Below are 23,596 nucleotides of genomic sequence, written 5' to 3'. Positions count from 1 at the left end.
TTGACGCACAGGGAAATGCGATTCTGTCATTTTATGCCAATTATATTGCCACTGCCGATAACCCTCAGCCCGGACGGGCTGATGCGGATGCCACCTTCATGATTAATTATAATTAGCACTGACCGCACTCCCTGCAGCTCAGATAAGCTGCAGGGAGTGAATTCAGGTTATAGCAGCTCGTGGGCTTTAGCGTAATCAATTAATTCCACGATGCTTTGCACACCCAGCTTGGAATAAATATTGGATTTGTGCGCGCTAATGGTCTTGTTGCTTAATAGTAGCTGTTCAGCAATTTCCTTGTTGGATAATCCATTCGCCAGATACCGTAATACCGTGACCTCGCGATTCGATAATGGCATATCTACTGCCATCCCTTTCCCTGAACCCAGGTGGTTTATAAAGTTCAGCGTTTCCGACGGGAAAAAGGAATAGCCCATCAGGATCATTTCTACGGCGTTGTAGATCTCACCTAAATCTTTTCGTTTACTGACGAAGCCATTTGCCCCAGCGCGAATGGCGCGACCCGCGTAAAATAACTCTGATTTAGACGAGAGGAACAGAACCTTAATGTTCTTGTTTAAGTTTCTGATTCTTTTAAGTAAAGCGAAAGCATCCGTGCCCGTGAGTTCAATGTCAAGGATCACCAGATCGATAGGGTGATTGCGGATACAGTCAAGGACTTCATGGCTATCGCCAGACTTGAGCTTGACTGTGATATTCTTATTTTTCTGTAGCAGGACTTCTATCGACATTCTGACGATAGGATGTTCGTCCATAATGATAACGGATGCCGGTTTCATTTTTAATGCCTCAGATTGTTAAAAGCGTTATGCAGAGTTTGGTAAAACTCTCGAAATGCCGGAAGGATATAATGTGCAGATCCCTATACCGTAGTATTTCCCTGGAAAGAGCGAAAGCATCCTTGTTTACGTAATGAAAAGAACTATGCCTCAGCGCGGTCATCTCATTAGGCTGGTGTTGGCAAAAAGGTTTTTCTTATTCATATTTGATACGCATCTTATTATACAGGGTAAGTTTTTTCCGAAAACCCTGTAAATTAATATGAAGGTATTGGTTTGTATTATCTTCTGGATCTGAATCGCTATTTTTTTAAATTTAGCGGAAATGTCCTGTTATCTCATTTACCGCATATTTTCATCTTTATGTAATAACAAAAAATAACACATATCTCTGTATGTTGATTAATTGTTAACAAAAATACGCCTCTTTGAAAGGGACGAACCCGCAAAAGGGAGGTTAAAAATTGCCCTCGCAGGCCGTCTGACCTTCATCTGAAAGTGCTTACGCCGATCCGGATAGCTGCGTCTGGTGCACAGGAGAACGTGCTGCCCGCTTTGCTTTTTACTCCTGGCAGTTGTCGCTAAGCTGCTTGTTTTTACATCCTTATCATCTTGTTAACGCCTTCTGCATTCGCTTAACGGATGGAGGAAAGTGCTGCCGTTCCGTTAATCTGTGGCATTTCACAAGGTTCACGCCCATGAATTAGGAATAGTTATAAATTCGATTATATTGTTAAAAATTAACATTTTCGCAACGCAAATGGTAAGTAAATTCTTAAACCGCTTTAGGAAATAAGGGGTTAGGAGGTGAGTGAAAACGTGCAGTCTGAGAGGTTATTAAGAAGATGCAGCAATTCCTGGCGATGGCTTAGCCCGAGCTTCAGCAGGATGCAGCTGAGACGATAGATAATGCGGCTATAGGGGCGATTCTGCATAAGGGCAATCTGACGCAATGTCTTGCCCCGGGAAAGCTCCTGCAGAATGGGCCATTCGTTGCGCGAGAACCAGTCTTTCTCGGTACCTGGCGGAGGGAAGGGATCCTGCAGGCAGTGCTGGAGCGCGACGGCGTTCAGCTGACGTTCGAGCACATGAAAGGGACCAGCCGCTTTGCAGAAGAGGCGGGTGTCGTAATTATCGGCCCGGACCAACAGCCAGGGTGTCAGGAACGGAGGAAACAGGCTATGCCGTCTCAACTGATCCAGTTTCTCCAGAAGCCCCGTGGATCGGCTTTCAATATCCACGACCAGACGGGCTGAGGGCCACTGCGTCTGAGCGATAAGGGCGTCGTCCAGCGTGGCGTAGTCGCAGCAGCTGCTCAGGGGAAACTGCCCGTGGAGAAAACCGGTGCGCAGGTAGTGATCCTCCGTCACCAGAAGGATAAACGGGGCGTCGGTTTTGCGGGGCTGGCTGATGGACTGGCTCAAAAATTCGAGCCGGTCGAAAAAGGGGGGAGCAAAAGGTGAGCGCGTGAATCCCAGTGCATCACTTCCTGTACGCCGCCGCCGGTAACGGCGCACTGTCATTCGCATGGTCTCCCTCCTGGAAATGGCTTTTTAATCCTCCGGCCATGTCCAGGACGGCCAGTAATATCCCTGGCCGAGGTCTGCGCCTGCCTGCAGTGCCCAGGTACGATCGCGTTCAGTCTCAATACCTTCAATAAGCACTTTCCCGGCAAGCTGAAAGCAAAGGGAAACCAGTTGCCTCAGCGCAGGGGTGTCGCGTAAACGCCAGAATGCTTCCTTATCTATTTTGATGCCGCTTAACGGGAGTCGGCAGGATAAAAACGATTGCACTGTGACGTCATCCACGTCATCAAGCCAGATTGCGTGTCCCTGTCTGCAAAGTTGCCGCAAATTTTGAACGACATGCTGCTTCTCTACGAGGGAAAGCGCCAAAAAGGACGCTAGGTCGACAATCTCAATATTGAGCGGCACGCCTGTTAACCGGATAAGTCGCTGAAAAGACGCGGGCTCTGTCAGGACGGTTATCGGCAGATTAATAAAAAGATTATGACCGTGCGTCGTATTTTTTAACGCGGCAAGCTGCGCTTCAAGCAGCGTTATCGACCACTCTGCGGACCGATCGCAAAAAAAGTTCTCGCTGTCCCGCGTGTCGGACAGGACGCTAAGGACCTCCACGCCAACCTGGCGCAAGGAGGAAAGGGCGACGATGGGCTCAAGTTTGATGCCGACGATGTCCTGAGAAATGTACTGTAACCGGGGGGGCGTATCGATCAGGTTTTGCGCTGTCACTCCATTGTCCTGTTGTCTGCCAGCCTCCAGGCGGCCGGGATACCTGACTCTAGTGTGACGAGCTGACGTTCAGGAAAACAGCAGGCGTTACTTAAATGCAACTAAGCCTTTTCGCAGCGCCAAATTTTACGGTGAAACAGGGCGAAATGTTGAGAAAATAGCCGTATTTACAATCGGCTAGCGGTAATTGCCGTGGAAAGCGGAAAAGGCATTGACTCACTTGTCATTGACCGTATAATTCTTCGCGTTTCACCACCGCGAAGTACACGCATATCAGTGCGCCCTTAGCTCAGTTGGATAGAGCAACGGCCTTCTAAGCCGTAGGTCGTAGGTTCGAATCCTACAGGGCGTGCCATTTCATAGAGTCACGCCTCCTTCACATCCTCCTGATTTCCGTTGTGGGACATATTTGGGACATCGCCCCTAAATTTACCGGTCAAGAAGGACATTTATGTGGTATCTACTCGCAACTTCGCTTGCCGCACTCTCCCTTAATAAAAGCCTGGCTTATCTAATGCTGGGATTAACGGCATTTCTCGGCTGGAAACAGGGCATTCTTGACGCCCCGGCGCTGCTGGTTATTGCATCAATCGTTGTTGGCTGGTCTGCTGTTGAATGGCTACGTAATAAAAATAATAAATATACATATCTGGTCGAAGGCCTGTGCGTGGTCATCGCCGTTGCCCTGGTTTTGCATGTGATCCCGGGCTTCCATAACCCCAAAGTGCTGGATGCTGTCGTCGTTGGTCCGCAAAGCATACCGTTCAGTATGTACTTTAATATGGACAAGGCAGTGGTGCCGTTCTTTTTAATTACGTGCATGCCAACGTTATTCGTAGCAAAACCTCTCTATAAAGCTGGCAAGGTCGGCTGGGGAATATTGGTTCTTGCGATACCCGCGCTGTTACTTCTGGCTGTTGCGTTGGGCGGACTTAGAATTGAGCCGCATGCACCAGAATGGTTCGCTCAATTTGGCCTTGCGAATATTTTCTTCGTCTCTTTGGCCGAGGAAGCCTTGTTCAGAGGCTACCTGCAGCAACGCTTGTCCCGGATTATTCATCCTGTTGTCGCGATGTTGATTGCCTCAGTCATCTTTGGACTGATGCATTATAGCGGCGGTTTACTACTTATTATTTTTGCCAGCCTCTCCGGCATTATTTACGGCCTGGCGTGGATGTGGAGCGGTAAGCTCTGGGTTGCAACGTTATTCCATTTTGGCCTGAACTGCGTGCATTTATTGTTCTTCACCTATCCGATGTATGCCCCTCATGCGGCGATGTGATGCTTTTTAAATGAGTAGTCTTATAAACTTAGCTACCTCCAGATAAGCATAAAAAGCCCCGCAATATCGGGGCTTTTATATCTGGCGGGCGCATGAGTAACAGATTTACCTTTGCGTTATAATGAATAGAAGGCTAATGAATTTCATTGTAGGCAGACTTAAGGTTTTCTTAATCTAAAAATTATCTCAGATTAAAATTTGGGTTTTTATCACTCTAAAACCTGCAAAAAAGAAATTTTACACTTTTACGCCTAAACTGGATTGATACTAATTATCATTAGCGTTGTTGTATGCTTTAATCCTGTCCCACAATGCTATGAGTTGTTAATCCCGTTGGTCTATAAAGGATATGTTCATGAATTCTCGCCTGCTGTCCTGCTTCTCGCTTGCCTTGTTGTCTTCATCGCTTTTCTTTTCCACACAATCGGTTGCGGCCGATAACAACGACGGTATCGTTGTCTATAACGCGCAGCACGAAAACCTGGTGAAGTCATGGGTTGACGGTTTTACCAAAGAAACCGGCATTAAAGTCACTCTGCGTAACGGTGATGACAGCGAGCTGGGTAACCAGCTGGTTCAGGAAGGCAGCGCGTCACCGGCAGACGTGTTTCTGACGGAGAACTCGCCGTCAATGGTGCTGGTGGATAACGCCAACCTGTTTGCGCCGCTGGATGCAGACACCCTGAAGCAGGTACCGGCAGAATATCGTCCGGCGCACGGCCGCTGGATTGGCATCGCCGCCCGCAGCACGGTGTTTGTGTATAACCCGGAAAAACTGAACGAACAGCAGCTGCCTAAATCGCTGATGGATCTGGCAAAGCCAGAGTGGAAAGGCCGCTGGGCGGCATCACCGTCAGGCGCGGATTTCCAGGCCATCGTGAGCGCGATGCTGGCGCTGAAAGGCGAGAAGGCCACCCTGGAATGGCTCAAGGCGATGAAAGCCAATTTCGTTGCCTATAAAGGCAACAGCACCGTGATGAAAGCGGTCAATGCCGGTCAGATTGATGGCGGCGTGATTTATCACTACTACCGTTTTGTCGATCAGTCCAAAACCGGTGAAAACAGCAAAAACACCCAGCTCTACTACTTCAAACACCAGGACCCTGGCGCGTTTGTGAGCCTCTCCGGCGGCGGCGTGCTGGCATCCAGCAAGCACAAAGCGCAGGCGCAGGCCTTCATCAAATACATTACCGGTAAAGAAGGTCAGGAAAGCTTGCGTACCAACAACGCCTTTGAGTATGCGGTGGGCGTGAACGCGGCCTCAAACCCGAAACTGGTCCCGCTGAAAGATCTTGATGCACCGAAAGTTGAACCTTCAACGCTTAACAGTAAAAAAGTTATCGAGCTGATGACGCAAGCCGGCCTGCTGTGATCCTGAGAGCGAAGTGAACGTCTTATGTCTGGTCTGAGTCTCGACATCGGAAAAAACAGAGTGCAGGAGCCTGCCCGCAGGCGTCCTGCACTGCCGATGGTTGCGTTAGCTGTGTTGTTTTCATTAATGGCGCTTCTGCCTCTGGGTTTTATCATTGCCATTGGCATTGAGACCGGCTGGGAAACCATTAAGGCGCTGGTGTTTCGCCCGCGTGTTGCTGAGCTGCTCAGCAACACGCTGTGGCTGACGGCTTTAGCGGTTCCGCTGTGTATCGTGACGGGCGTGGCAATCGCCTGGTTCACGGAGCGCACGCAGCTTGCCGGGCGAGGGATCTGGTCCGCACTGGCGGTCGCCCCGCTGGCGATCCCCGCGTTTGTGCAAAGCTATGCCTGGGTGAGCGCTGTCCCGTCCATGCACGGGCTCTCCGCGGGCGTGTTCCTCTCGGTTCTTGCCTACTATCCGTTTATCTATATGCCGGTTGCGGCGGTGCTGCGTCGCCTTGACCCGACGCTTGAAGATGTCGCCGCTTCGCTGGGTACACCGCCGTGGCGGGTCTTTTTCCGCGTGGTGCTGCCCCAGCTCAAGCTGGCTATCTGCGGCGGCGCGCTGCTGGTGGCGCTGCACCTGCTGGCGGAATATGGCCTGTACGTGATGATCCGCTTTGATACCTTCACCACAGCAATTTATGACCAGTTCCAGTCTACCTTCAGCGGCCCGGCGGCGAACATGCTGGCGGGCGTGCTGGCCTTGTGCTGTCTGGCTATATTAATACTGGAAGGCGTGACGCGCGGAAAAGCACGCTACGCGCGCATTGGCGCCGGGGCCGCGCGCGAGCAGAAACGCTGGCCGCTGAAGCCTGCGGCCGCTACGCTGGGCCAGCTGTTTTTCATCGTGCTGATCGTGCTGGCGCTGGGCGTGCCGCTAATTGTCCTGTGTCGCTGGATTTGGCTCGGCGGCGTGCAAAACTGGATGAGTGCCGATCTCTGGCACTCCCTGCGCCAGACGCTGATGCTCGGCGTGGGCGGTGCGCTTCTGACGACCGCGTGCGTGATCCCCATCGCGTGGCTCGGTATTCGCTATCCGCACCGCATCTTCCGGATGCTGGAAGGGTGCATCTATATCACCAGCTCGCTGCCGGGCATCGTCACGGCGCTGGCGCTGGTCACCGTCACCATTCATTACGCTCGTCCCATTTACCAGACGGAAATTACCCTGTTCCTTGCCTACCTGCTGATGTTTATGCCCCGCGCGCTCATCAACCTGCGGGCGGGGATTGCGCAGGCGCCGGTTGAGCTGGAAAACGTGGCGCGCAGCCTGGGCAGCACGCCCGCGAAGGCGCTCTGGAGCGTCACGATGCGGCTGGCCGCGCCGGGTGCGGCGGCAGGGGCCGCGCTGGTTTTCCTCGGCGTCAGCAACGAGTTGACCGCCACGCTGTTGCTCTCTCCGCTGGGCACGCGCACGCTCTCCACCGGATTCTGGGCGCTGACCAGTGAAATTGACTATGTTGCCGCCGCGCCTTACGCGATGCTGATGATCCTGATTTCACTCCCACTGACCGCCATTCTCTATATGCAGTCGAAAAAAATTGCAGGGCTATGACATGCTTGAATTAACCGCCATTTCTAAATCGTTTTCTGATGTGCAGGTGCTCGACAGCTTAAACCTGAGCGTGGCGCCGGGGAGCAGGACGGCGATTGTCGGGCCGTCCGGGTCGGGGAAAACCACGCTGCTGCGCATTCTTGCCGGGTTCGAAACGCCTGACACCGGGCGCATTGTCATGCAGGGGAGAACGCTGTTCGATGAAAACAGTTTTGTTCCCGCCCACCTGCGCCGGATAGGTTTTGTGCCTCAGGAGGGCGCGCTGTTCCCGCACCTCAATGTGGCAGACAACATTGCATGGGGGCTGGACGGCACCCGCCATGAGAAGCGCCAGCGCGTTGCGGCGCTGATGGAGATGGTTTCTCTGGACAGGCAGCTCGCAACGCACTGGCCCCACGAGATTTCCGGCGGACAGCAGCAGCGCGTGGCGCTGGCCCGTGCGCTGGCCCAGCGACCTTCACTGATGCTGCTGGATGAACCGTTCTCGGCTCTGGATACCGGCCTGCGCGCGATGACGCGTAAGGCAACGGCCGATCTGCTGGCCGAAGCGGGCGTGGCCTCGATTCTGGTCACCCACGATCAGAACGAAGCGTTATCCTTTGCCACACAGGTTGCCGTCATGCGCTCCGGGCGCTTCACGCAGGTCGGTACGCCTTATGACGTTTACACCCGTCCCGTTGACGAAGAGACGGCGCTGTTTCTTGGCGATGCCGTGATCCTGCCTGCTCAGCTTGCCGCCGGGTATGCCGTGTGCGCGCTGGGTGAAGTGCCGACGGACAACGCGCATGCGACAGGACAGGGCAGGGTAATGATGCGCCCTGAACAATTACGCGTGACGGCATGTGCAGCGGATGAAAGTCCGATCTCGATTCTCGACGTGGACTTCACCGGCCAGCTGTCGACGCTCACCCTGGGATTAGCCGGACAGCAGCAGCCGGTGATTCTGAAGACCGTAAGCCAGCCAGGATGGAACCCGGGCACGGCGGTACGCGTTGATATTGCTGGCACCGCGCGGGTATTCGAATATTCTTAATATTCGTTAGTAATTTCATGCAACGGGTTGTTATAAAAGATTTTTTCCGAACGTATGGCAATTCCTGAGATTCTCTACCATGCTCATAAAACCTCACCACACTGCGTGAGGTTTTTCGTAGTTGCTGATTAATCTCAAGGAAAAAGGTTATGAAAAAGACGACTGCTATTTTGTTGGGAACGGCGTTACTGTTTACGACCAATGCTTTTGCTGCACAGCTACTCACTAAAAGCGAGTTCAAAAAAGTTGCATCTCAATATAAAAAAATCGGTACGGTAAACACCTCGAATGAAGTATCGGTGGATGATGCGAAAAAAGAACTGATTGAGAAAGCTGATAAGAAAGGCGCGGATGTCCTGGTGCTCACCTCAGGGAACACCAACAATAAAATTCACGGTACGGCCAATATCTACAAGAAAAAATAACGTCATTGCAGCCACCCCCGAAGCGGGGTGGCCGTTCCCCCTCTTTTCTCGCCAATTCTCCTCATGCACGCGGTTACGCTTGCCAACGCATAGATAATGCGTATAGTTCTCATTTGCATTGCATTCAACATATTCTAAGGCCCGACAACGGGTCATTTTTGCGCGCACTTTAAAATGAGTTAACGATGAACAACACCATCATGCACAAAACGCTGCTGGCGCTCGCCGTTGGCGCGGCGACACATTCCGCCTTCGCGGCGGACGATCAAAAGGAGGACACCCTCGTTGTCCAGGCTGCACCAGCCAGCGATTTCAAACCCGGCGGCGACCAGCTGGTACCGGCCTTTCTTGACGGACAGGTGGCGAACGGCGGGCGCATGGGGATGCTGGGCCAGCAGAACGCCATGGACGTGCCGTTCAACATCATTAGCTACACCTCGAAGCTGGTGGAAGATCAGCAGGCGAAAACCATTGCCGATGTCGTCGCGAACGACGCGGGCGTGCAGTTCGTTCAGGGGTACGGCAACAGCGCGGAGACCTACCGCATCCGTGGCCTGAAGTTCGACGGCGACGACATGACCTTTGGCGGCCTGTCCGGCGTGCTGCCGCGCCAGGTGGTGGATACCCAGATGGTCGATCGCATCGAGATCTTCAAAGGGGCCAACTCGCTGATGAACGGCGCGGCAAGTTCCGGCGTGGGCGGGATGATCAACCTTGAGCCAAAACACGCGGGCGAACTCCCGCAGGCGAAAGTCGGCGTGGACTACACCTCGGATTCCCAGATTGGCACCACGCTGGATGCGGGCCGTCGCTACGGTGACAGCGACCAGTTCGGCGCGCGGGTGAACCTGGTTCATCGCGAAGGGGAAACCGGCATACCGAATGACCGCCGCCGCACCACGCTGCTCTCTACGGGCCTGGATTACGCCGGTGACCGCTTCCGCACCTCGCTGGATCTGGGCTATCAGAAGAAAACCTTCCACGGCAGCCCGACCAGCGTCAATATTTCTGCGGTGGATTTCGTTCCCGAGCCGCCGAAAAACGATCGCAACTTCTCGCAGAAGTGGGCCTACAGCAATATCGAAAACGAATTTGGGATGTGGCGCAGCGAGTACGACATCACCGACGGCTGGACGGCCTATACCGGTCTTGGCGCGCAGCACGCGCACGAGGAAGGCATCTACAGCGCGCCGAAGCTGGTGGATAAAAGCGGCAAGGCAACGGTCAGCCGTCTTGATACCAACCGCATCAGCGATTCCGTCAGCGGCATGGCGGGCGTTCGCGGTAACTTCAATACAGGCTTCGTCTCGCACAAGGTCAACGTTGGCTATTCGGCGATGACCAGGAACGAAAAAATCGCGTGGAAAATGTCGGCGGCGAAGGATAACCCAACCACCAACATCTACCACAACACCGGCGTCGATATGCCGGACAGCACCAACTTCAACGGTTCCGGCGGAAAGTACAGCGATCCGCTGACCAGCGGGCGCACCCGCACCCAGGGCTGGCTGCTGAGCGATACGCTGGGCGTGCTGGACGACAAGCTGCTGTTCACCGCAGGCGCCCGCCACCAGAAGGTGGTTATTCGCGGGTATAACAAAGTCACCGGTGCGGAAAACGCGGCGGAAGGTTTCGACGGCAGCCGCTGGATGCCCACCTACGGCGTGGTCTACAAGCCGTGGGAGGAGATTTCCCTCTATGCAAACCACACCGAAGCGCTGCAGCCGGGCAAAACTGCACCTAACACCGCCACCAACTACGGCCAGAGCACCGGTATCGTTCACTCTAAGCAGAACGAAGTGGGCGTGAAGGCGGACTTCGGCCGCGTGGGCGGATCGCTTGCGCTGTTTGAGATCAAAATGCCGTCGGCGATCCTCGACGACAGCGGACATTACGGCCTGGATGCCGAGCAGCGAAACCGTGGCGTGGAGCTGAACGTCTTCGGCGAGCCCGCGCTGGGGATGCGCCTGAACGCCAGCGCCACCTGGCTGCTGGCCGAGTTGACCAAAACTAAAAATGGCGTGAATCAGGGTAACGATGCGATCGGGATTCCGAACTTTTACGCCGTGCTGGGCGCTGAGTACGACATTAAGCCGATTGACGGCCTGACCGCGACCGCCCGCGTGAACCATTCCGGCGCGCAGTACGCTGACCTGGCAAACACCAAAAAGCTGGACAGCTACACCACGCTGGATCTGGGGATGCGCTATCGCTTCGCGGTGAACCACAGTGAAAACCAGATGACGGTTCGTGCGGGCATCGACAACGTGACCAATGAAAACTACTGGGCCAGCGTGGACGATTCCGGTACCTATATTACGCAGGGCGAACCGCGCACCTTTAAGGTTTCGGTTGGCTACGCGTTTTAAGCGTTCCATCTCGTTATCCGGGGCAGGGATGCCCCAATCCCTTGCTACCTCCAGCATGAAGTGTTAAAACGTGCCCCTTCTAAAAAAGAGACAGGGGTAGGACGTGAAAGACGCGTCATCCGCTTCAGGCCATGGTAGCGCTGAAGCCTCGTCGGATCAGAATCCGACGCTGCAACGTGGTTTGCAAAATCGACATATTCAGTTAATTGCCCTTGGCGGCGCGATCGGTACCGGGCTGTTTCTCGGCATCGGCCCCGCTATTCAGATGGCTGGCCCGGCGGTGCTGCTGGGTTACGGTATCGCCGGGATTATCGCCTTCCTGATCATGCGCCAGCTTGGCGAGATGGTCGTAGAAGAGCCGGTTTCAGGCTCCTTCGCGCACTTTGCGTATAAATACTGGGGCCCGTTTGCAGGCTTCCTGTCCGGCTGGAACTACTGGGTGATGTTCGTGCTGGTGGGGATGGCGGAGCTGACCGCCGCAGGCATTTATATGCAGTACTGGCTGCCGGATGTCCCGACGTGGATCTGGGCGGCGACCTTCTTCATCATTATTAACGCCGTTAACCTCGTCAACGTGCGCCTGTATGGCGAAACCGAGTTCTGGTTTGCGCTGATCAAGGTGCTGGCGATTATCGGGATGATCGGCTTTGGCCTGTGGCTGCTGTTCTCCGGCCACGGCGGCGAGCGCGCCACGATCGACAACCTGTGGCAGCACGGCGGCTTCCTCGCCACCGGCTGGAAAGGGCTAATTCTCTCCCTGGCAGTGATCATGTTCTCCTTCGGTGGACTAGAGCTGATTGGCATTACCGCCGCGGAAGCGCGCGACCCGCATAAAAGCATTCCAAAAGCGGTCAACCAGGTGGTATACCGTATTCTGCTGTTCTACATCGGCTCGCTGGTGGTGCTGCTGGCGCTCTATCCGTGGGTGGAAGTGAAGTCCGACAGCAGCCCGTTCGTGATGATTTTCCACGATCTGAACAGCAACGTGGTGGCCTCGGCGCTGAACTTCGTCATTCTGGTGGCGTCTCTGTCGGTCTATAACAGCGGCGTTTACTCCAACAGCCGCATGCTGTTCGGCCTCTCCGTGCAGGGCAACGCGCCGAAGTTCCTCACCCGCGTCAGCCGTCGCGGCGTGCCGGTGAATTCCTTGTTCCTGTCTGGTGCTATCACCTCGCTGGTGGTGCTGATTAACTATCTGCTGCCGAAAGAGGCCTTTGGCCTGCTGATGGCGCTGGTTGTCGCCACTCTGCTGCTGAACTGGATCATGATTTGCCTGGCGCACCTGCGCTTTCGCGCCGCGATGCGCCGCAAGGGACGCGAGACGCAGTTCAAAGCGCTGCTTTATCCGGCGGGAAACTATATCTGTATCGCTTTCCTGGGGCTGATTCTGGTGCTGATGTGCACCATGGATGAGATGCGCCTTTCGGCGATGCTGCTGCCGGTGTGGGTTATCTTCCTGTTTGTGGCGTTTAAGCTTTCCCGCAAAAAGTAGCGCGGTTTTCACCCTCTCCCTGTGGGAGAGGGCCGGGGTGAGGGCACCAGACTAAACCGCACCTGCCTTCACGCCCGGTGGCGCTTCGCTTACCGGGCCTACAAACGGATTATCTGGCGATAACGCCCGCCAGGGATCGAATATCGTTTCCGGTCGGGGACTGGTGAATACGCAGCCCAAATTCATCCACCACCGCGAATATATGGTCGAAGATGTCGGCCTGAATCTCCTCATATTCTGCCCAGACCACCGTGTTGGTGAAGGCATATATTTCAATCGGCAAACCATTCGCATCAGGCGCAAGCTGGCGCACCATCAGCGTCATATCTTTGCGAATACGCGGATGGTTGCGCAGATATTCATTCAGGTAGGCGCGGAAGGTGCCAATATTGGTCATCTTGCGCAGGTTTAATACTGACTCCCCTTCACCGTTCTTCTGATTCCACAGGTTAATTTCCTCATGTCGCGCGGCCAGATAGGGCTTCAGCAGCTTCGCCTGAATGAGTTTCTGCTGCTCCTGCTCGTCCAGGAAATGAATGCTGGTGGTATCAATATTCAGGCTGCGCTTAATGCGTCGCCCGCCGGAGGCCGACATGCCGCTCCAGTTGATAAAGGCGTCGGAGACAAGCGCCCACGTCGGAATGGTGGTGATGGTGTTATCAAAATTGCGCACTTTAACGGTGGTCAGACCGATGTCTGTTACCGTGCCGTTGGCACCGTATTTCGGCATCTCCAGCCAGTCGCCGAGCTTGAGCATATCGTTGGCGGAAAGCTGAATCCCCGCCACAAGTCCGAGTATCGGGTCTTTAAACACCAGCATCAGAACGGCGGCCATGGCGCCCAGACCGCTAATCAGAATCGCCGGGGACTGGCCGATCAGCAGGGAGATAATCAATATCCCCACCAGGATGGCGCTCACCAGCTTGATGCCCTGAAAGATCCCCTTCAGCGGCAGCTGTGATGCGGTGGCCATTTTCTGCGACAGATTAAAAATCACGTCCAGCAGCGAGAAGAAGGAGAGCAGGGCATACACCATGACCCACAGCTTTGCGCAGGTAGTGAGAATTTCCGCCGCTTCGCTGCCCTTTTGCAGCCACAGTACCGCCTGAACGTTGACGATTATCCCCTGAAGGGTGAAGGCCAGACGGTGAAATAATTTATTCTGGGTAATGATCTGCAGCCATAAATGGCTGCTGGCCTGAGCGCGTTTTTCGAAAGCGCGAAGCACCACTTTGTGCAGAATAAAATGAACGATGATGGCGGTAAGAAAAATAATACCAAAGATAATCACTAAAGAGGTGGTGTGATTAATTTCAATGCCTAACTCTTCAACCTGAGCAATTAATTCCTGCATAACGTCTCCTGTATTGATGCAGCCCCATAATGGCGGCTGCGGATCTATTATGCAAATTCACGGGCTTATTTGGTGGCCTGGCAGACCTTTACCATTGGCAGGCACAGGCGATGGCGGATGCGCAGCGTCGCCAGGGCAAGTACCACCATCATCGCCGTTTCCACCATCAGGAAGACGTTCACCGCCTGGGTGTAATCCCCGTGATGGTTCTGCAGCGCGTGGAGCAAAATCGCGCCAAAAATGGCCGGGCCAAGCCCCAGCGCGGCCTGCTGCAGCGTGCTGAGAATGGCGCTCGCGGCCCCCGCGTCGTCAGGCTGAATATCGCGCATCCCTATGCGGTAGAAGCTGTTCACGATCAGCGCCTGCCCGTAGCCGACCAGCCCGGTCGCGGGCGCCAGCGTCAGGGCGGTATTCTCCATTCCCCAGACGCGGAACGTGGCGATCAGCGCCAGCAGGCCGGCAATCTGGATCGCCAGACCCGTCAGCAGAATGGTACTGGTGCTGTAGCGAGCAATCAGCCTCGGCGCGAACCACGCCGAAATAAAGTAAGTTACGCCCAGCGCGATAAAACTGTTTCCGGACTGCCACGGTGCCATCCCCAGGCCGGTTTGCATGGTCAGCGCCATACAGAACATAAACCCGGACCAGACGCTGAAAAAGAGCATCGCAATCAGAATGCCAAAGCGAACGCTGCGAAGCTGCAGCAGGCGCGGCGGGATCAGCGGGTGGGCATTCTCACGCTCCTTTTTGCGCGCATTCAGCGCCGTCAGCCAGCCCAGCGGAATAATGGCGAGAAGCATAACCTTCAGCGGCCACGACCAGTGCCACTGTGGGCCGAGCGCCATCGGGAACAGCAGGCAGCAAAGAATGATCGCCAGCAGCACGGTTCCGGTCCAGTCGATGCGTGACGGCGTCTCGCGACGGGTTTCGGGTACGAAATAGCGACTCAGCGCCAGCACCACCAGACAGATCGGCACGTTGATAAAGAAGGCGTTACGCCAGCCCAGCCCGGCGATATCTGCCGACACCAGCCAGCCGCCGCCCATCTGGCCGACGATAAACGCAATTCCACCGATGCCGCCAAACAGGCTGATGGCCTTAGCGTGCGCCGTACCTTTCAGCGTCACGTGCAGGGTGGCAAGAATTTGCGGCACGATCAGTGCGGCTCCCGCCCCCTGAACGATGCGCGCGGCCAGCAGCTGTTCAATGTTCCCCGCCATTCCGCACAGCAGCGAGGCCAGGCCAAAGCTCGCGACGCCCCACATGAACAGACGGCGACGGCCAAAGTTATCCCCCAGCTTGCTGCCGAGCGCGAGGCAGACGGCGAAGGCCACGCCGTAGAGCGCGACAATCAGCTCCAGCTCGGTGGCGGTGGCGTGCAGCGAATGGGTGATGGCGTCCAGCGCCACGTTGGTGATTGAGGTATCAATCATCGGCAGCATCTGGCCGGTTAATAGCAAAATCAGGCCAGCGCGGCCCGGTGAAACAACTGACGTATTCATGGTAACTCCATTGCGTCATTCATCAGATGGTCGTAGCATCAACCATCTGATAAACGGGTACCAGTTCTTGCTTATACTGGTACTGGCACTACCATGCAGGGGGATTTATGGCATTGATGTCTGAACCCGTCGTCTCTCTTCAGGATGACACCCGAAAACAGCTGGGGGCATTTTTACGCGCGCGACGTGAAAGCCTCGATCCGCAGCGTCTCGGCCTACCGCGTAGCGGTCGCCGCCGCACGCCGGGTCTGCGCCGTGAAGAGGTGGCGATGCTCGCTGACGTGGGCGTGACCTGGTACACCTGGCTGGAGCAGGGCAGGGACGTCAATCCGTCCAGCGCGGTGATGGAGGCTGTGGCAAAAGCGCTGCAGTGCACTCCGACCGAGGCCCGACACCTGTTTGTGTTAGCCGGGTTGCCGCCGGGTGAAGCGCCGCAGGCGGTCTGCTGCGAGGGTATCAGCGAGGGCACGCGGCGCCTGCTGGATTCGCTTATGCCTAAACCCGCCAGCATTCAGAAACCGAATTTCGACATCGTGGCGTGGAACGACAGCTTCGGGCACCTGATGGGCGTCGATTTCAATGAAATCCCGCCGGAAGACCGTAACTGTATTTATCTGTTTCTCACCCACCCGGCGTGGCGCGCGCGTCTCGGCAGACGTGACGATGTGCTGCCCATATTTGTCTCCTATTTTCGGGCAGCGATGGCCGAACACCGGGGTGACCCGCTGTGGGAGGCCAAGTTGGCGCGCTTCTTTGCTGTGTCGGAAGAGTTTAAAACCCTGTGGCACCAGCGCAACGACGTGCGCGGCGTGGAGAACCAGCTCAAGCTGTTTACCCATCCCGAGCTGGGGGATTTTACGCTGCAGCAGATGTACTGGTACTCCGCGCCGCGAAACGGGTCGCGGCTGCTGGTGTATTTGCCGGTGGATGAGGCGGGAGAGAGGGCGATGGAATGGCTGGCGGAGCAGGGGAAATAAGTTTTTTGCGAGATGCTTTCAGGGAGTAAGAGCCGACTCTGCTAAGTGGAGAGGACTGGCGTAATGTGGGGGTAACTTAAACCCATCACTGAATCGACATCATTTCGACGGGGTGTTAAAAAGCGTAACGGGCCACACAGAGCGGCCCGTTTTGTTTAGCACTCGGTCACAATCGTGCTCAGCGGCAGGCGAGACTTCGGCAGCGTGGCGTTGAAATCTTCCACGCTGTGGTGCCCAACCGGTACCACCACCAGGCTGGTAAAGCCTTTCTCTTTCAGGCCAAATTCTTCGTCGAGGATCGCGGCGTCGAAACCTTCAATCGGTACCGCGTCCAGGCCCATCGCGCCCACGCCCAGCAGGAAGTTTCCGACGTTCAGGTAAACCTGCTTCGCCATCCACTGGTCGTCATCTTTCAGATCCACGCGGTGCATGTCGGCGAAATAGGTGCGGCCCTTATGGTTTGCGGCTTTGGCTTCCGGCGTGTTGAAACGGCCATCGGCCTCTTCCTGATCCACGACGCGCTCCAGCCAGGCGTCATCCATCGCGGTTTTCGCGCAGAACACCACCACGTGGGAAGCATCCAGCATTTTACGTTCGTTGAACACATAGGTGCCCGCGGCGGATTTTGCCACGCGCGCTTTTCCTTCCTCGGTGCTGGCTACAATGAAGTGCCACGGCTGGGAGTTGGTGCTGGACGGGCTGTACTGCAGCAGGGTTTTAATTTTTTCCGCTTCTTCAGCGGTCAGTTTTTTGCTTGCGTCGAACGCCTTGGTAGAGTGGCGTTTCAGGGCGACAGAAATGATATCCATAACAACTCCTGGTGATGAAATTCGCCCGCTCGCGGGCGCGAAAGGAAAGCAGATTACAGCGGGACGCGGAAAAAGATAAGTGCAATTCGAGCGCTTAATCTGTTCGTCTCAGACGAACAATCAGACCGGCCGGATCCACTTCTGGTCTTTTTTCGGCAGCTTATCCACCACCAGATTCCAGGAATCATTAATGAGGTCGGTAACCAGTTCCGGCGTCACGTCGTCAGTGCCGTAAAGGGAAATCCAGTGCTTTTTACTCAGATGGTAGCCCGGCTCTATCCCGCGATAGATCTGCTGATTTAACAGTGATTTCTCCGGGTCTGACTTCAGGCTGACGTGGGGGGGCCCCGGGGCGCCCCCGCGACGATCATGAAAATCTTTCCGCCCACTTTAAACACATCAAACTCCGGCCCAAACGGCCAGCAGTGTTCGGTGAAGGGCAACTCAAGGGCCACGCGCATTGCGTGCTCCTGCAAGGATTTACTGTCCATCGCTCTCTTCCTGGGCCAGCCCGCGCCACATCACTTCAAAACCGAGCGCTTTAAAATCAACGGCGCGGGAAGGGTCGCGAGTGGCAAATTCCATCGTGGATTCGGCCAGCGATAAGAAAAGCGCATCGCCAAACGTTTTAAATTCATCTGACATAAACACCGGGCGCACCGAGCGGCGGCAGAGTTCATGCAGCTCCGGGAACATCTCCTTCACCGCCTGTTCCGTTTCGGCGCTCAGCTTTTCACTGACGCCAATCTGGCGGATCGCCGCATGAGCAACGGGGTTACGAATCCCCCAGTCCACGTAGCTGTTCCAGATATTGCGGGTATGTTCTTTAGGCAGCGTGATGGTGCGATCGAGGTTCGCCAGCATGGTCTGGCAGAGATCCTGCTTCAGGTGCAGGTAGAGGGCATTCAGCAGATCGTCTTTAGTGGGAAAGTAGCGAAACAGGGTCCCTTCGGCGACGCCCGCGTTACGGGCGATTAACGCCGTTGAGGCGGCGATACCTGACTGAGCAAATGCCGCCGTTGCTGCTTCCAGTAAGGCCTGTTTTTTGTCTTCACTCTTCGGACGTGCCACTAAATTTTCCCCCCTGTCAATTGTAAAAAACCTGATTGAAACACGTGCTTTGACACGCTGCAACGCGGAATGTCAAAGATCGAAAACGTCTTGACGACTTTATCATCATATCTATAATGAGTGCTTACTCACTCATAATCAAGTTTACCCCGCGCAAACTATCGGATGGGGCGCGTTTTCGGGTCTGGATATGAAAAAACCTCTCTTCATCTGCGTGGTGTTAATCATGATCATAGCTTCAGCTGCGAGTTTACCGTTTGTTCTGAATGCCGGATTCGGCCAGCCGCCGCAGGGTGAGCAACTCACTGAAGTGGAGGCCTCTCCCCAGTATCGCGACGGGAAATTCCACAATACGCTGCCAACGCCGGGCTATAACGGCGACAAAAACATGCTGGTCGCGACGTGGGATTTTCTGACCAAAAAAACCGAAAACGCGCGCCCGGCCCAGCCGCTGCCGCTGGTGAAAACCGATCTTGCGAACCTGCCGCTGGAGCAGGACACCCTGGTGTGGCTCGGCCACTCCTCGTGGTACCTGCAGCTCGCGGGCAAACGCATTCTGATTGACCCGGTGCTCAGCAACTATGCCGCGCCGTTCTCGTTTCTGAATAAAGCCTTTGCCGGGGAGTATCCGTGGCGCGCTGAAAGCATGCCGGAAATCGACCTGCTGATTATCTCGCACGATCACTACGATCATCTGGATTACGCCACCATCAGGGCGCTACTGCCGAAGGTGAAGCGCGTGGTGACGCCGCTGGGCGTGGGATCCCACCTGCGATACTGGGGAATGAAGCCTGAGATTATTGCCGAGCGCGACTGGAACCAGTCGGTACGCATCAGCGATGAACTGACGGTGCACGTTCTGCCGGCGCGTCACTTCTCCGGGCGCGGCATCAAGCGCGATCGAACCCTGTGGGGCAGCTTTATGTTCGTCACGCCAGAGCAGAAGGTTTATTACAGCGGGGACTCCGGCTACGGCCCGCACTTTAAGGCCATCGGCGAGCAGTTTGATGGGGTGGATGTCGCCATCATGGAAAACGGCCAGTACGACCAGGACTGGAAGTACATCCACATGCTCCCGGAGGAAACGGCGCAGGCCTCGGTGGATCTGAACGCGAAAGCCGTGGTGCCCGGGCATAACGGACGCTTCGTGCTGGCGAAACATACGTGGAACGATCCGCTGATCCAGCTGGCTAAAGCCAGCAAGGATAAAAACTATCGGCTACTGACGCCGGCGCTGGGTGAGCCCGTCCGGGTGAATGACGCCACGCAAACCTTTCGTGCGTGGTGGGAATAATGTTTAAGCGAGAAGCAGAGGGGGACAGCAGCATGACCATTTCCGCTCAAGTCATCGACACTATCGTCGAATGGATCGACGACAATCTGCACCAGCCATTACGCATAGAAGAGATTGCCCGCCACGCGGGCTACTCGAAGTGGCACCTGCAGCGGTTGTTTATGCAGTACAAAGGGGAGAGCCTGGGGCGTTATATCCGTGAGCGCAAGCTGCTGCTGGCGGCGCGCGATCTGCGTGAATCCGACGCTCGGGTCTACGACATCTGCCTGCGTTACGGGTTTGACTCGCAGCAGACGTTTACCCGTATCTTTACCCGGACGTTCAACCAGCCGCCTGGTGCGTACCGCAAGGAGAACCACAGTCAGGCGCACTGAGCTGTTTTCCGCCCCGGCGGGTCTGGAAAATTGCCATCACCGGCCGGGTAAGGCGAAGTCGCCACCCGGCTTTTTTATTGGCTTACGACGCCAGTGAAAACCAGCGGCGCCAGACGAAACGCAGGACGAAGAATTCGATGGCACCCAGCAGTAAAAACCACACGCAGAACAGAATGGTGTAAAGCTGGTTCAGATCGACCATGTGAAAGGTCTGAACCAGCTTCTGCGCCAGCACCAGACCCAGCGACGGCGCGGGTAACAGCAGGCAGGAGAGCAGGGCCAGCAATAAAATGCCGCCTGCCGTAAGCATCGATTCTAACGGGTGTTTCATCGTAATGTTAATCGTCAGTTAAAAATGTCATTGTCCGGCATCCTGTAACGTAAAGCAATATCAGCGATTCAGGCGTTATTGAATAAAACGAAGATATTATTTATCGAATAAATAACAAAATACGCCCCGGCATTTATATTAATATCGCGTTATGTAAATAAACGTCTTTATCAGGAAAATAATTTTACAAATGTATAGGTGCTATAACCAATTAACGTGGCAATAACAATGGCTGCGACAATGTATAACGCCAGGCGTCGTCCGCGATAAATACCAAACATGGATCCTCCTCGTTTAGATTTGGTTTAGAAATATTTTGTAAAAATCAGGTCATCGAAATAGTTTTAATCAGTTTTGAATAACCGAGAAGTCATTATATTGCGGTAGATCAATTTTACCCGCAAGACTTTAAAATGAATTTATTTAAGCCAGAAAGGAATTCAGGCTTCTGTTCACCGGATATTGAAGGAAAAATACGATGACCGAAAAAAAAATGTCCCCAAACGTGCCGCCTTCCGGCGGGCTGGCATACCAGCAGACCGTAGAGCAGGCGCTTACCCACGCGCAGAGCCAGGCCAGCGGTCTGGATCGTGCAGAGGCGCAGGCGCGTCTGCAAAAATCAGGTCCGAACGCGCTGCCGGAGAAAAAAGGCAAACCCGCCTGGCTGCGTTTTGTGGCCCATTTTAATGATGTGCTGATTTATGTCCTGCTGGCCGCCGCCGTATTAACGGCAGTAATGGGCCACTGGGTGGATACGCTGGTTATTCTGGGCGTGGCGGTAATCAATGCCTTAATTGGCCATATTCAGGAAAGCAACGCGGAAAAATCCCTGAAGAGTATTCGCAATATGCTCTCCAGCGAGGCGCGCGTTATTCGTAGCGGCAATCACGAAACTCTACCCACAACTGAAATAGTTCCGGGTGATATTATTGTATTACGCGCGGGAGATCGTATTCCGGCGGATATGCGTTTAATCGAAGCGCATAATTTACGCGTGGAAGAGGCGATTCTGACCGGTGAATCCACCGTGGTGGATAAACATATTAATCTGCTGAGCGGCGAACTGCCGCTGGGCGATCGCACCAATATGGTCTTTTCCGGGACGACCGTAAGCGCGGGCGGCGGCGTAGGCGTGGTCACCGCGACCGGTAAGGATACGGAGCTTGGCCACATCAACCAGATGATGGCGGGCATCGAAAAGCACCGCACGCCGCTGCTGGTGCAGATGGACAAGCTGGGTAAAGCGATCTTCGCCATTATCCTGGCGATGATGGCCGCGCTGTTTGTCTTCAGCCTGGCGTTCCGCGAGATCCCGATGGGCGAGCTGCTGCTCTCCCTGATTAGCCTGGCGGTGGCCTCCGTGCCGGAAGGCCTGCCGGCGATTATCTCCATCATCCTCTCCCTGGGCGTGCAGGCGATGGCGCGCAAGCGGGCGATTATCCGCAAGCTGCCGACGGTTGAAACCCTGGGTGCGATGACCGTGGTCTGCTCGGATAAAACCGGGACCCTGACCATGAACGAGATGACGGTTAAAGCCATTATCACCGCTGACGCCTGCTACCGCGTGGACGGCAACAGCTACGAGCCGGCGGGCAACATCTACCTGGAAGGCAGCGATGAGCCGGTCCACATCCAGCCGGGCACCGTGCTGGAGCACTACCTGCGCACCATCGACCTGTGTAACGACAGCCAGCTGATTCAGGACGAGCGCGGCCTGTGGGGCATCACCGGTGGTCCGACCGAGGGCGCGCTGAAGGTGCTGGCGGCGAAGGCCAGCCTTGAGCCGGTCATGACCACGCTGGTTAACAAGATCCCGTTCGACTCGCAGTACAAGTACATGAGCACCCACTATCAGATTGGCGGTGAGGAGCAGATCCTGATCACCGGCGCGCCGGACGTCATTTTCGCCCTGTGCGCCGAGCAGCAGACCCGCAACGGTGCGGAAGCCTTCAACCGCGCGTACTGGGAAAGCGAGATGGAGCGCTATGCGCGTCAGGGGCTGCGCATGGTGGCCGCGGCGTTCAAGCCGGCTAACGGTGAGCAGACGCTGACGCACGACGACCTGAGCCACGGCCTGATCTTCCTCGGCATCGCCGGGATGATGGATCCGCCGCGTCCGGAAGCCATTGATGCGATTAACGCCTGCCAGCAGGCGGGGATCCGCGTGAAGATGATCACCGGGGATCACCCGCAGACGGCGATGAGCATCGGCCAGATGCTGGGGATCACCAACAGCGAGCAGGCGGTCACCGGCTACGAGCTGGAGAAGATGGACGACGCCGCGCTGGCGGAAGCGGCGGTGAAGTATGACATCTTCGCCCGTACCAGCCCGGAGCATAAGCTGCGCCTGGTGAAAGCGCTGCAGGACAAAGGCGAAATCGTCGGCATGACCGGCGACGGCGTGAACGATGCCCCGGCGCTGCGTCAGGCTGATGTCGGCATCGCGATGGGCATCAAGGGCACGGAAGTGACCAAAGAGGCGGCGGACATGGTCCTGACGGACGATAACTTCGCCACCATCGCCAGCGCGGTGAAAGAGGGGCGTCGCGTTTACGACAACCTGAAGAAGACCATCCTGTTCATCATGCCGACCAACCTCGCGCAGGGGCTGCTGATTGTGATTGCGCTGCTGGCGGGGAATATCATTCCGCTGACGCCGGTGCTGATTCTGTGGATGAACATGGCCACCTCCGCCACGCTCTCCTTCGGCCTGGCCTTTGAGGCCGCCGAGCGCAACATCATGCGTCGTCCGCCGCGCCAGACCGGGCAGCACGTGATGGACGCCTACGCCGTGTGGCGCGTGGCCTTCGTCGGCACCATGATTGCCATCTCCGCCTTTGCGCTGGAAGCCTGGCTGGCCCCGCGCGGCCACAGCGCGGAGTTCATCCGCACCGTGCTGCTGCAGATGCTGGTCTGCGCCCAGTGGGTGTACATGATTAACTGCCGCAACACCGAAGGGTTCTCCCTGAACCGCGGCCTGCTGGCGAACAAAGGGATCTGGCTGGTGACGGGCGTGCTGTTCCTGCTCCAGGCGGCGATCATCTACCTGCCGTTTATGCAGATGCTGTTCGGCACCGAAGCGCTGCCGCTGCGCTACTGGTTTGTGACCCTGGCGGTGGCGGGCGTGATGTTCTTCGTCGTCGAAGTCGAGAAGCGACTGACCCGCAGGTTCCGTAAGGCTGCATAACCTTTTGCCCTCACCCTAACCCTCTCCCGCGGGGAGAGGGGACTCTGACCGCCCTCTCCCTGTGGGAGAGGGC

General features: G+C 55.6%; 20 protein-coding genes, 1 tRNA gene and 1 pseudogene. 13 read left to right on the top strand and 9 right to left on the bottom strand.

The window, feature by feature from the left end; all coding sequences use genetic code 11:
- Positions 1–116, top strand: a 116-nt coding sequence (locus UTM25_RS16970) for a fimbrial protein (protein ID WP_414146756.1), incomplete at its 5' end; no start/stop codon positions are given.
- A gap of 51 nt (positions 117–167) precedes the next feature.
- Here UTM25_RS16970 and fimZ read toward each other — a convergent pair.
- From fimZ to UTM25_RS16955, 3 genes are all read right to left on the bottom strand, one after another.
- Positions 168–800, bottom strand: coding sequence for a fimbria biosynthesis transcriptional regulator FimZ (fimZ, locus tag UTM25_RS16965; protein ID WP_033144828.1), 633 nt, complete (start codon positions 798–800; stop codon positions 168–170).
- 800 nt (positions 801–1,600) lie between these two features.
- Positions 1,601–2,329, bottom strand: a complete 729-nt coding sequence (locus UTM25_RS16960) for a helix-turn-helix transcriptional regulator (protein WP_194399750.1) — start codon at positions 2,327–2,329, stop codon at positions 1,601–1,603.
- A 24-nt stretch (positions 2,330–2,353) separates the two neighbouring features.
- Positions 2,354–3,052, bottom strand: a complete 699-nt coding sequence (locus UTM25_RS16955; RefSeq protein WP_320715082.1) for an EAL domain-containing protein — start codon at positions 3,050–3,052, stop codon at positions 2,354–2,356.
- Positions 3,053–3,330: 278 nt separating this feature from the next.
- Between UTM25_RS16955 and UTM25_RS16950 the strand changes: the two genes are divergently transcribed.
- The 8 genes from UTM25_RS16950 to pheP all read left to right on the top strand — a co-directional run bounded on the left by UTM25_RS16950 (position 3,331) and on the right by pheP (position 12,624).
- Positions 3,331–3,407: transfer RNA gene (locus tag UTM25_RS16950), tRNA-Arg, on the top strand.
- A 96-nt stretch (positions 3,408–3,503) separates the two neighbouring features.
- Positions 3,504–4,334 carry a CPBP family intramembrane glutamic endopeptidase gene (locus UTM25_RS16945; protein ID WP_194399752.1) on the top strand — a complete coding sequence of 277 codons (831 nt, stop codon included), beginning with the start codon at positions 3,504–3,506 and terminating at the stop codon, positions 4,332–4,334.
- Between the two features lie 355 nt (positions 4,335–4,689).
- On the top strand, positions 4,690–5,706 hold the full coding sequence (locus tag UTM25_RS16940; RefSeq protein ID WP_194399753.1) for an iron ABC transporter substrate-binding protein: 1,017 nt from the start codon (positions 4,690–4,692) through the stop codon (positions 5,704–5,706).
- Between the two features lie 24 nt (positions 5,707–5,730).
- On the top strand, positions 5,731–7,305 hold the full coding sequence (locus UTM25_RS16935) for an ABC transporter permease (protein WP_194399754.1): 1,575 nt from the start codon (positions 5,731–5,733) through the stop codon (positions 7,303–7,305).
- 1 nt (position 7,306) lies between these two features.
- Complete coding sequence (locus UTM25_RS16930) at positions 7,307–8,338, top strand: ABC transporter ATP-binding protein (protein ID WP_194399755.1); 1,032 nt, start codon at positions 7,307–7,309, stop codon at positions 8,336–8,338.
- Positions 8,339–8,487: 149 nt separating this feature from the next.
- Positions 8,488–8,763, top strand: a complete 276-nt coding sequence (yahO, locus tag UTM25_RS16925; protein WP_023310654.1) for a DUF1471 family periplasmic protein YahO — start codon at positions 8,488–8,490, stop codon at positions 8,761–8,763.
- Positions 8,764–8,948: 185 nt separating this feature from the next.
- A complete protein-coding gene (locus UTM25_RS16920) occupies positions 8,949–11,132 on the top strand; it encodes a TonB-dependent receptor (protein ID WP_194399756.1) in 2,184 nt (727 codons plus the stop codon).
- A 103-nt stretch (positions 11,133–11,235) separates the two neighbouring features.
- A complete protein-coding gene (gene pheP / locus UTM25_RS16915) occupies positions 11,236–12,624 on the top strand; it encodes a phenylalanine transporter (protein WP_194399757.1) in 1,389 nt (462 codons plus the stop codon).
- Positions 12,625–12,733: 109 nt separating this feature from the next.
- On the opposite strand, the gene UTM25_RS16910 is transcribed toward pheP, so the two are convergent.
- Together UTM25_RS16910 and UTM25_RS16905 are read right to left on the bottom strand one after the other, a co-directional pair.
- Positions 12,734–13,978, bottom strand: a complete 1,245-nt coding sequence (locus UTM25_RS16910) for a mechanosensitive ion channel family protein (RefSeq protein ID WP_047648498.1) — start codon at positions 13,976–13,978, stop codon at positions 12,734–12,736.
- Between the two features lie 65 nt (positions 13,979–14,043).
- Positions 14,044–15,480, bottom strand: a complete 1,437-nt coding sequence (locus UTM25_RS16905) for an MFS transporter (protein ID WP_194399758.1) — start codon at positions 15,478–15,480, stop codon at positions 14,044–14,046.
- Positions 15,481–15,587: 107 nt separating this feature from the next.
- On the opposite strand from UTM25_RS16905, the gene UTM25_RS16900 reads away from it, so the two are divergent.
- Complete coding sequence (locus UTM25_RS16900; protein ID WP_194399759.1) at positions 15,588–16,457, top strand: helix-turn-helix transcriptional regulator; 870 nt, start codon at positions 15,588–15,590, stop codon at positions 16,455–16,457.
- Positions 16,458–16,612: 155 nt separating this feature from the next.
- Here the strand turns inward: UTM25_RS16900 and nfsB are convergent, their stop codons facing one another.
- The 3 genes and pseudogenes from nfsB to UTM25_RS16885 all read right to left on the bottom strand — a co-directional run bounded on the left by nfsB (position 16,613) and on the right by UTM25_RS16885 (position 18,337).
- On the bottom strand, positions 16,613–17,266 hold the full coding sequence (gene nfsB, locus UTM25_RS16895) for an oxygen-insensitive NAD(P)H nitroreductase (protein WP_024906901.1): 654 nt from the start codon (positions 17,264–17,266) through the stop codon (positions 16,613–16,615).
- A 120-nt stretch (positions 17,267–17,386) separates the two neighbouring features.
- A pseudogene (locus UTM25_RS16890) lies at positions 17,387–17,757 on the bottom strand (MmcQ/YjbR family DNA-binding protein).
- Positions 17,747–18,337 carry a TetR family transcriptional regulator gene (locus UTM25_RS16885; RefSeq protein WP_194399760.1) on the bottom strand — a complete coding sequence of 197 codons (591 nt, stop codon included), beginning with the start codon at positions 18,335–18,337 and terminating at the stop codon, positions 17,747–17,749. Before UTM25_RS16885 ends, UTM25_RS16890 begins: the two are co-directional and overlap by 11 nt.
- Positions 18,338–18,527: 190 nt before the next feature.
- Here UTM25_RS16885 and UTM25_RS16880 point away from each other — a divergent pair, with 190 nt between their 5' ends.
- Positions 18,528–19,631: an MBL fold metallo-hydrolase gene (locus UTM25_RS16880; protein WP_194399761.1), complete on the top strand. Its 1,104-nt coding sequence runs from the start codon at positions 18,528–18,530 to the stop codon at positions 19,629–19,631.
- 32 nt (positions 19,632–19,663) lie between these two features.
- Entirely contained in the window at positions 19,664–20,005 is a 342-nt protein-coding gene (locus tag UTM25_RS16875; protein WP_029741711.1) for a RamA family antibiotic efflux transcriptional regulator, read from the top strand.
- Positions 20,006–20,087: 82 nt separating this feature from the next.
- Here UTM25_RS16875 and UTM25_RS16870 read toward each other — a convergent pair whose 3' ends face one another.
- Positions 20,088–20,336, bottom strand: a complete 249-nt coding sequence (locus UTM25_RS16870) for a DUF1158 domain-containing protein (protein WP_194399762.1) — start codon at positions 20,334–20,336, stop codon at positions 20,088–20,090.
- A 478-nt stretch (positions 20,337–20,814) separates the two neighbouring features.
- On the opposite strand from UTM25_RS16870, the gene UTM25_RS16865 reads away from it, so the two are divergent.
- Positions 20,815–23,523, top strand: a complete 2,709-nt coding sequence (locus UTM25_RS16865; protein ID WP_320715078.1) for a cation-transporting P-type ATPase — start codon at positions 20,815–20,817, stop codon at positions 23,521–23,523.
- Positions 23,524–23,596: the final 73 nt, after the last annotated feature.

Source organism: Enterobacter sp. 61D5 (assembly GCF_034107965.1).
Classification (GTDB): Bacteria; Pseudomonadota; Gammaproteobacteria; order Enterobacterales; family Enterobacteriaceae; genus Enterobacter; species Enterobacter cloacae_M.
This window is presented reverse-complemented; position numbering and strand designations above follow the sequence as displayed.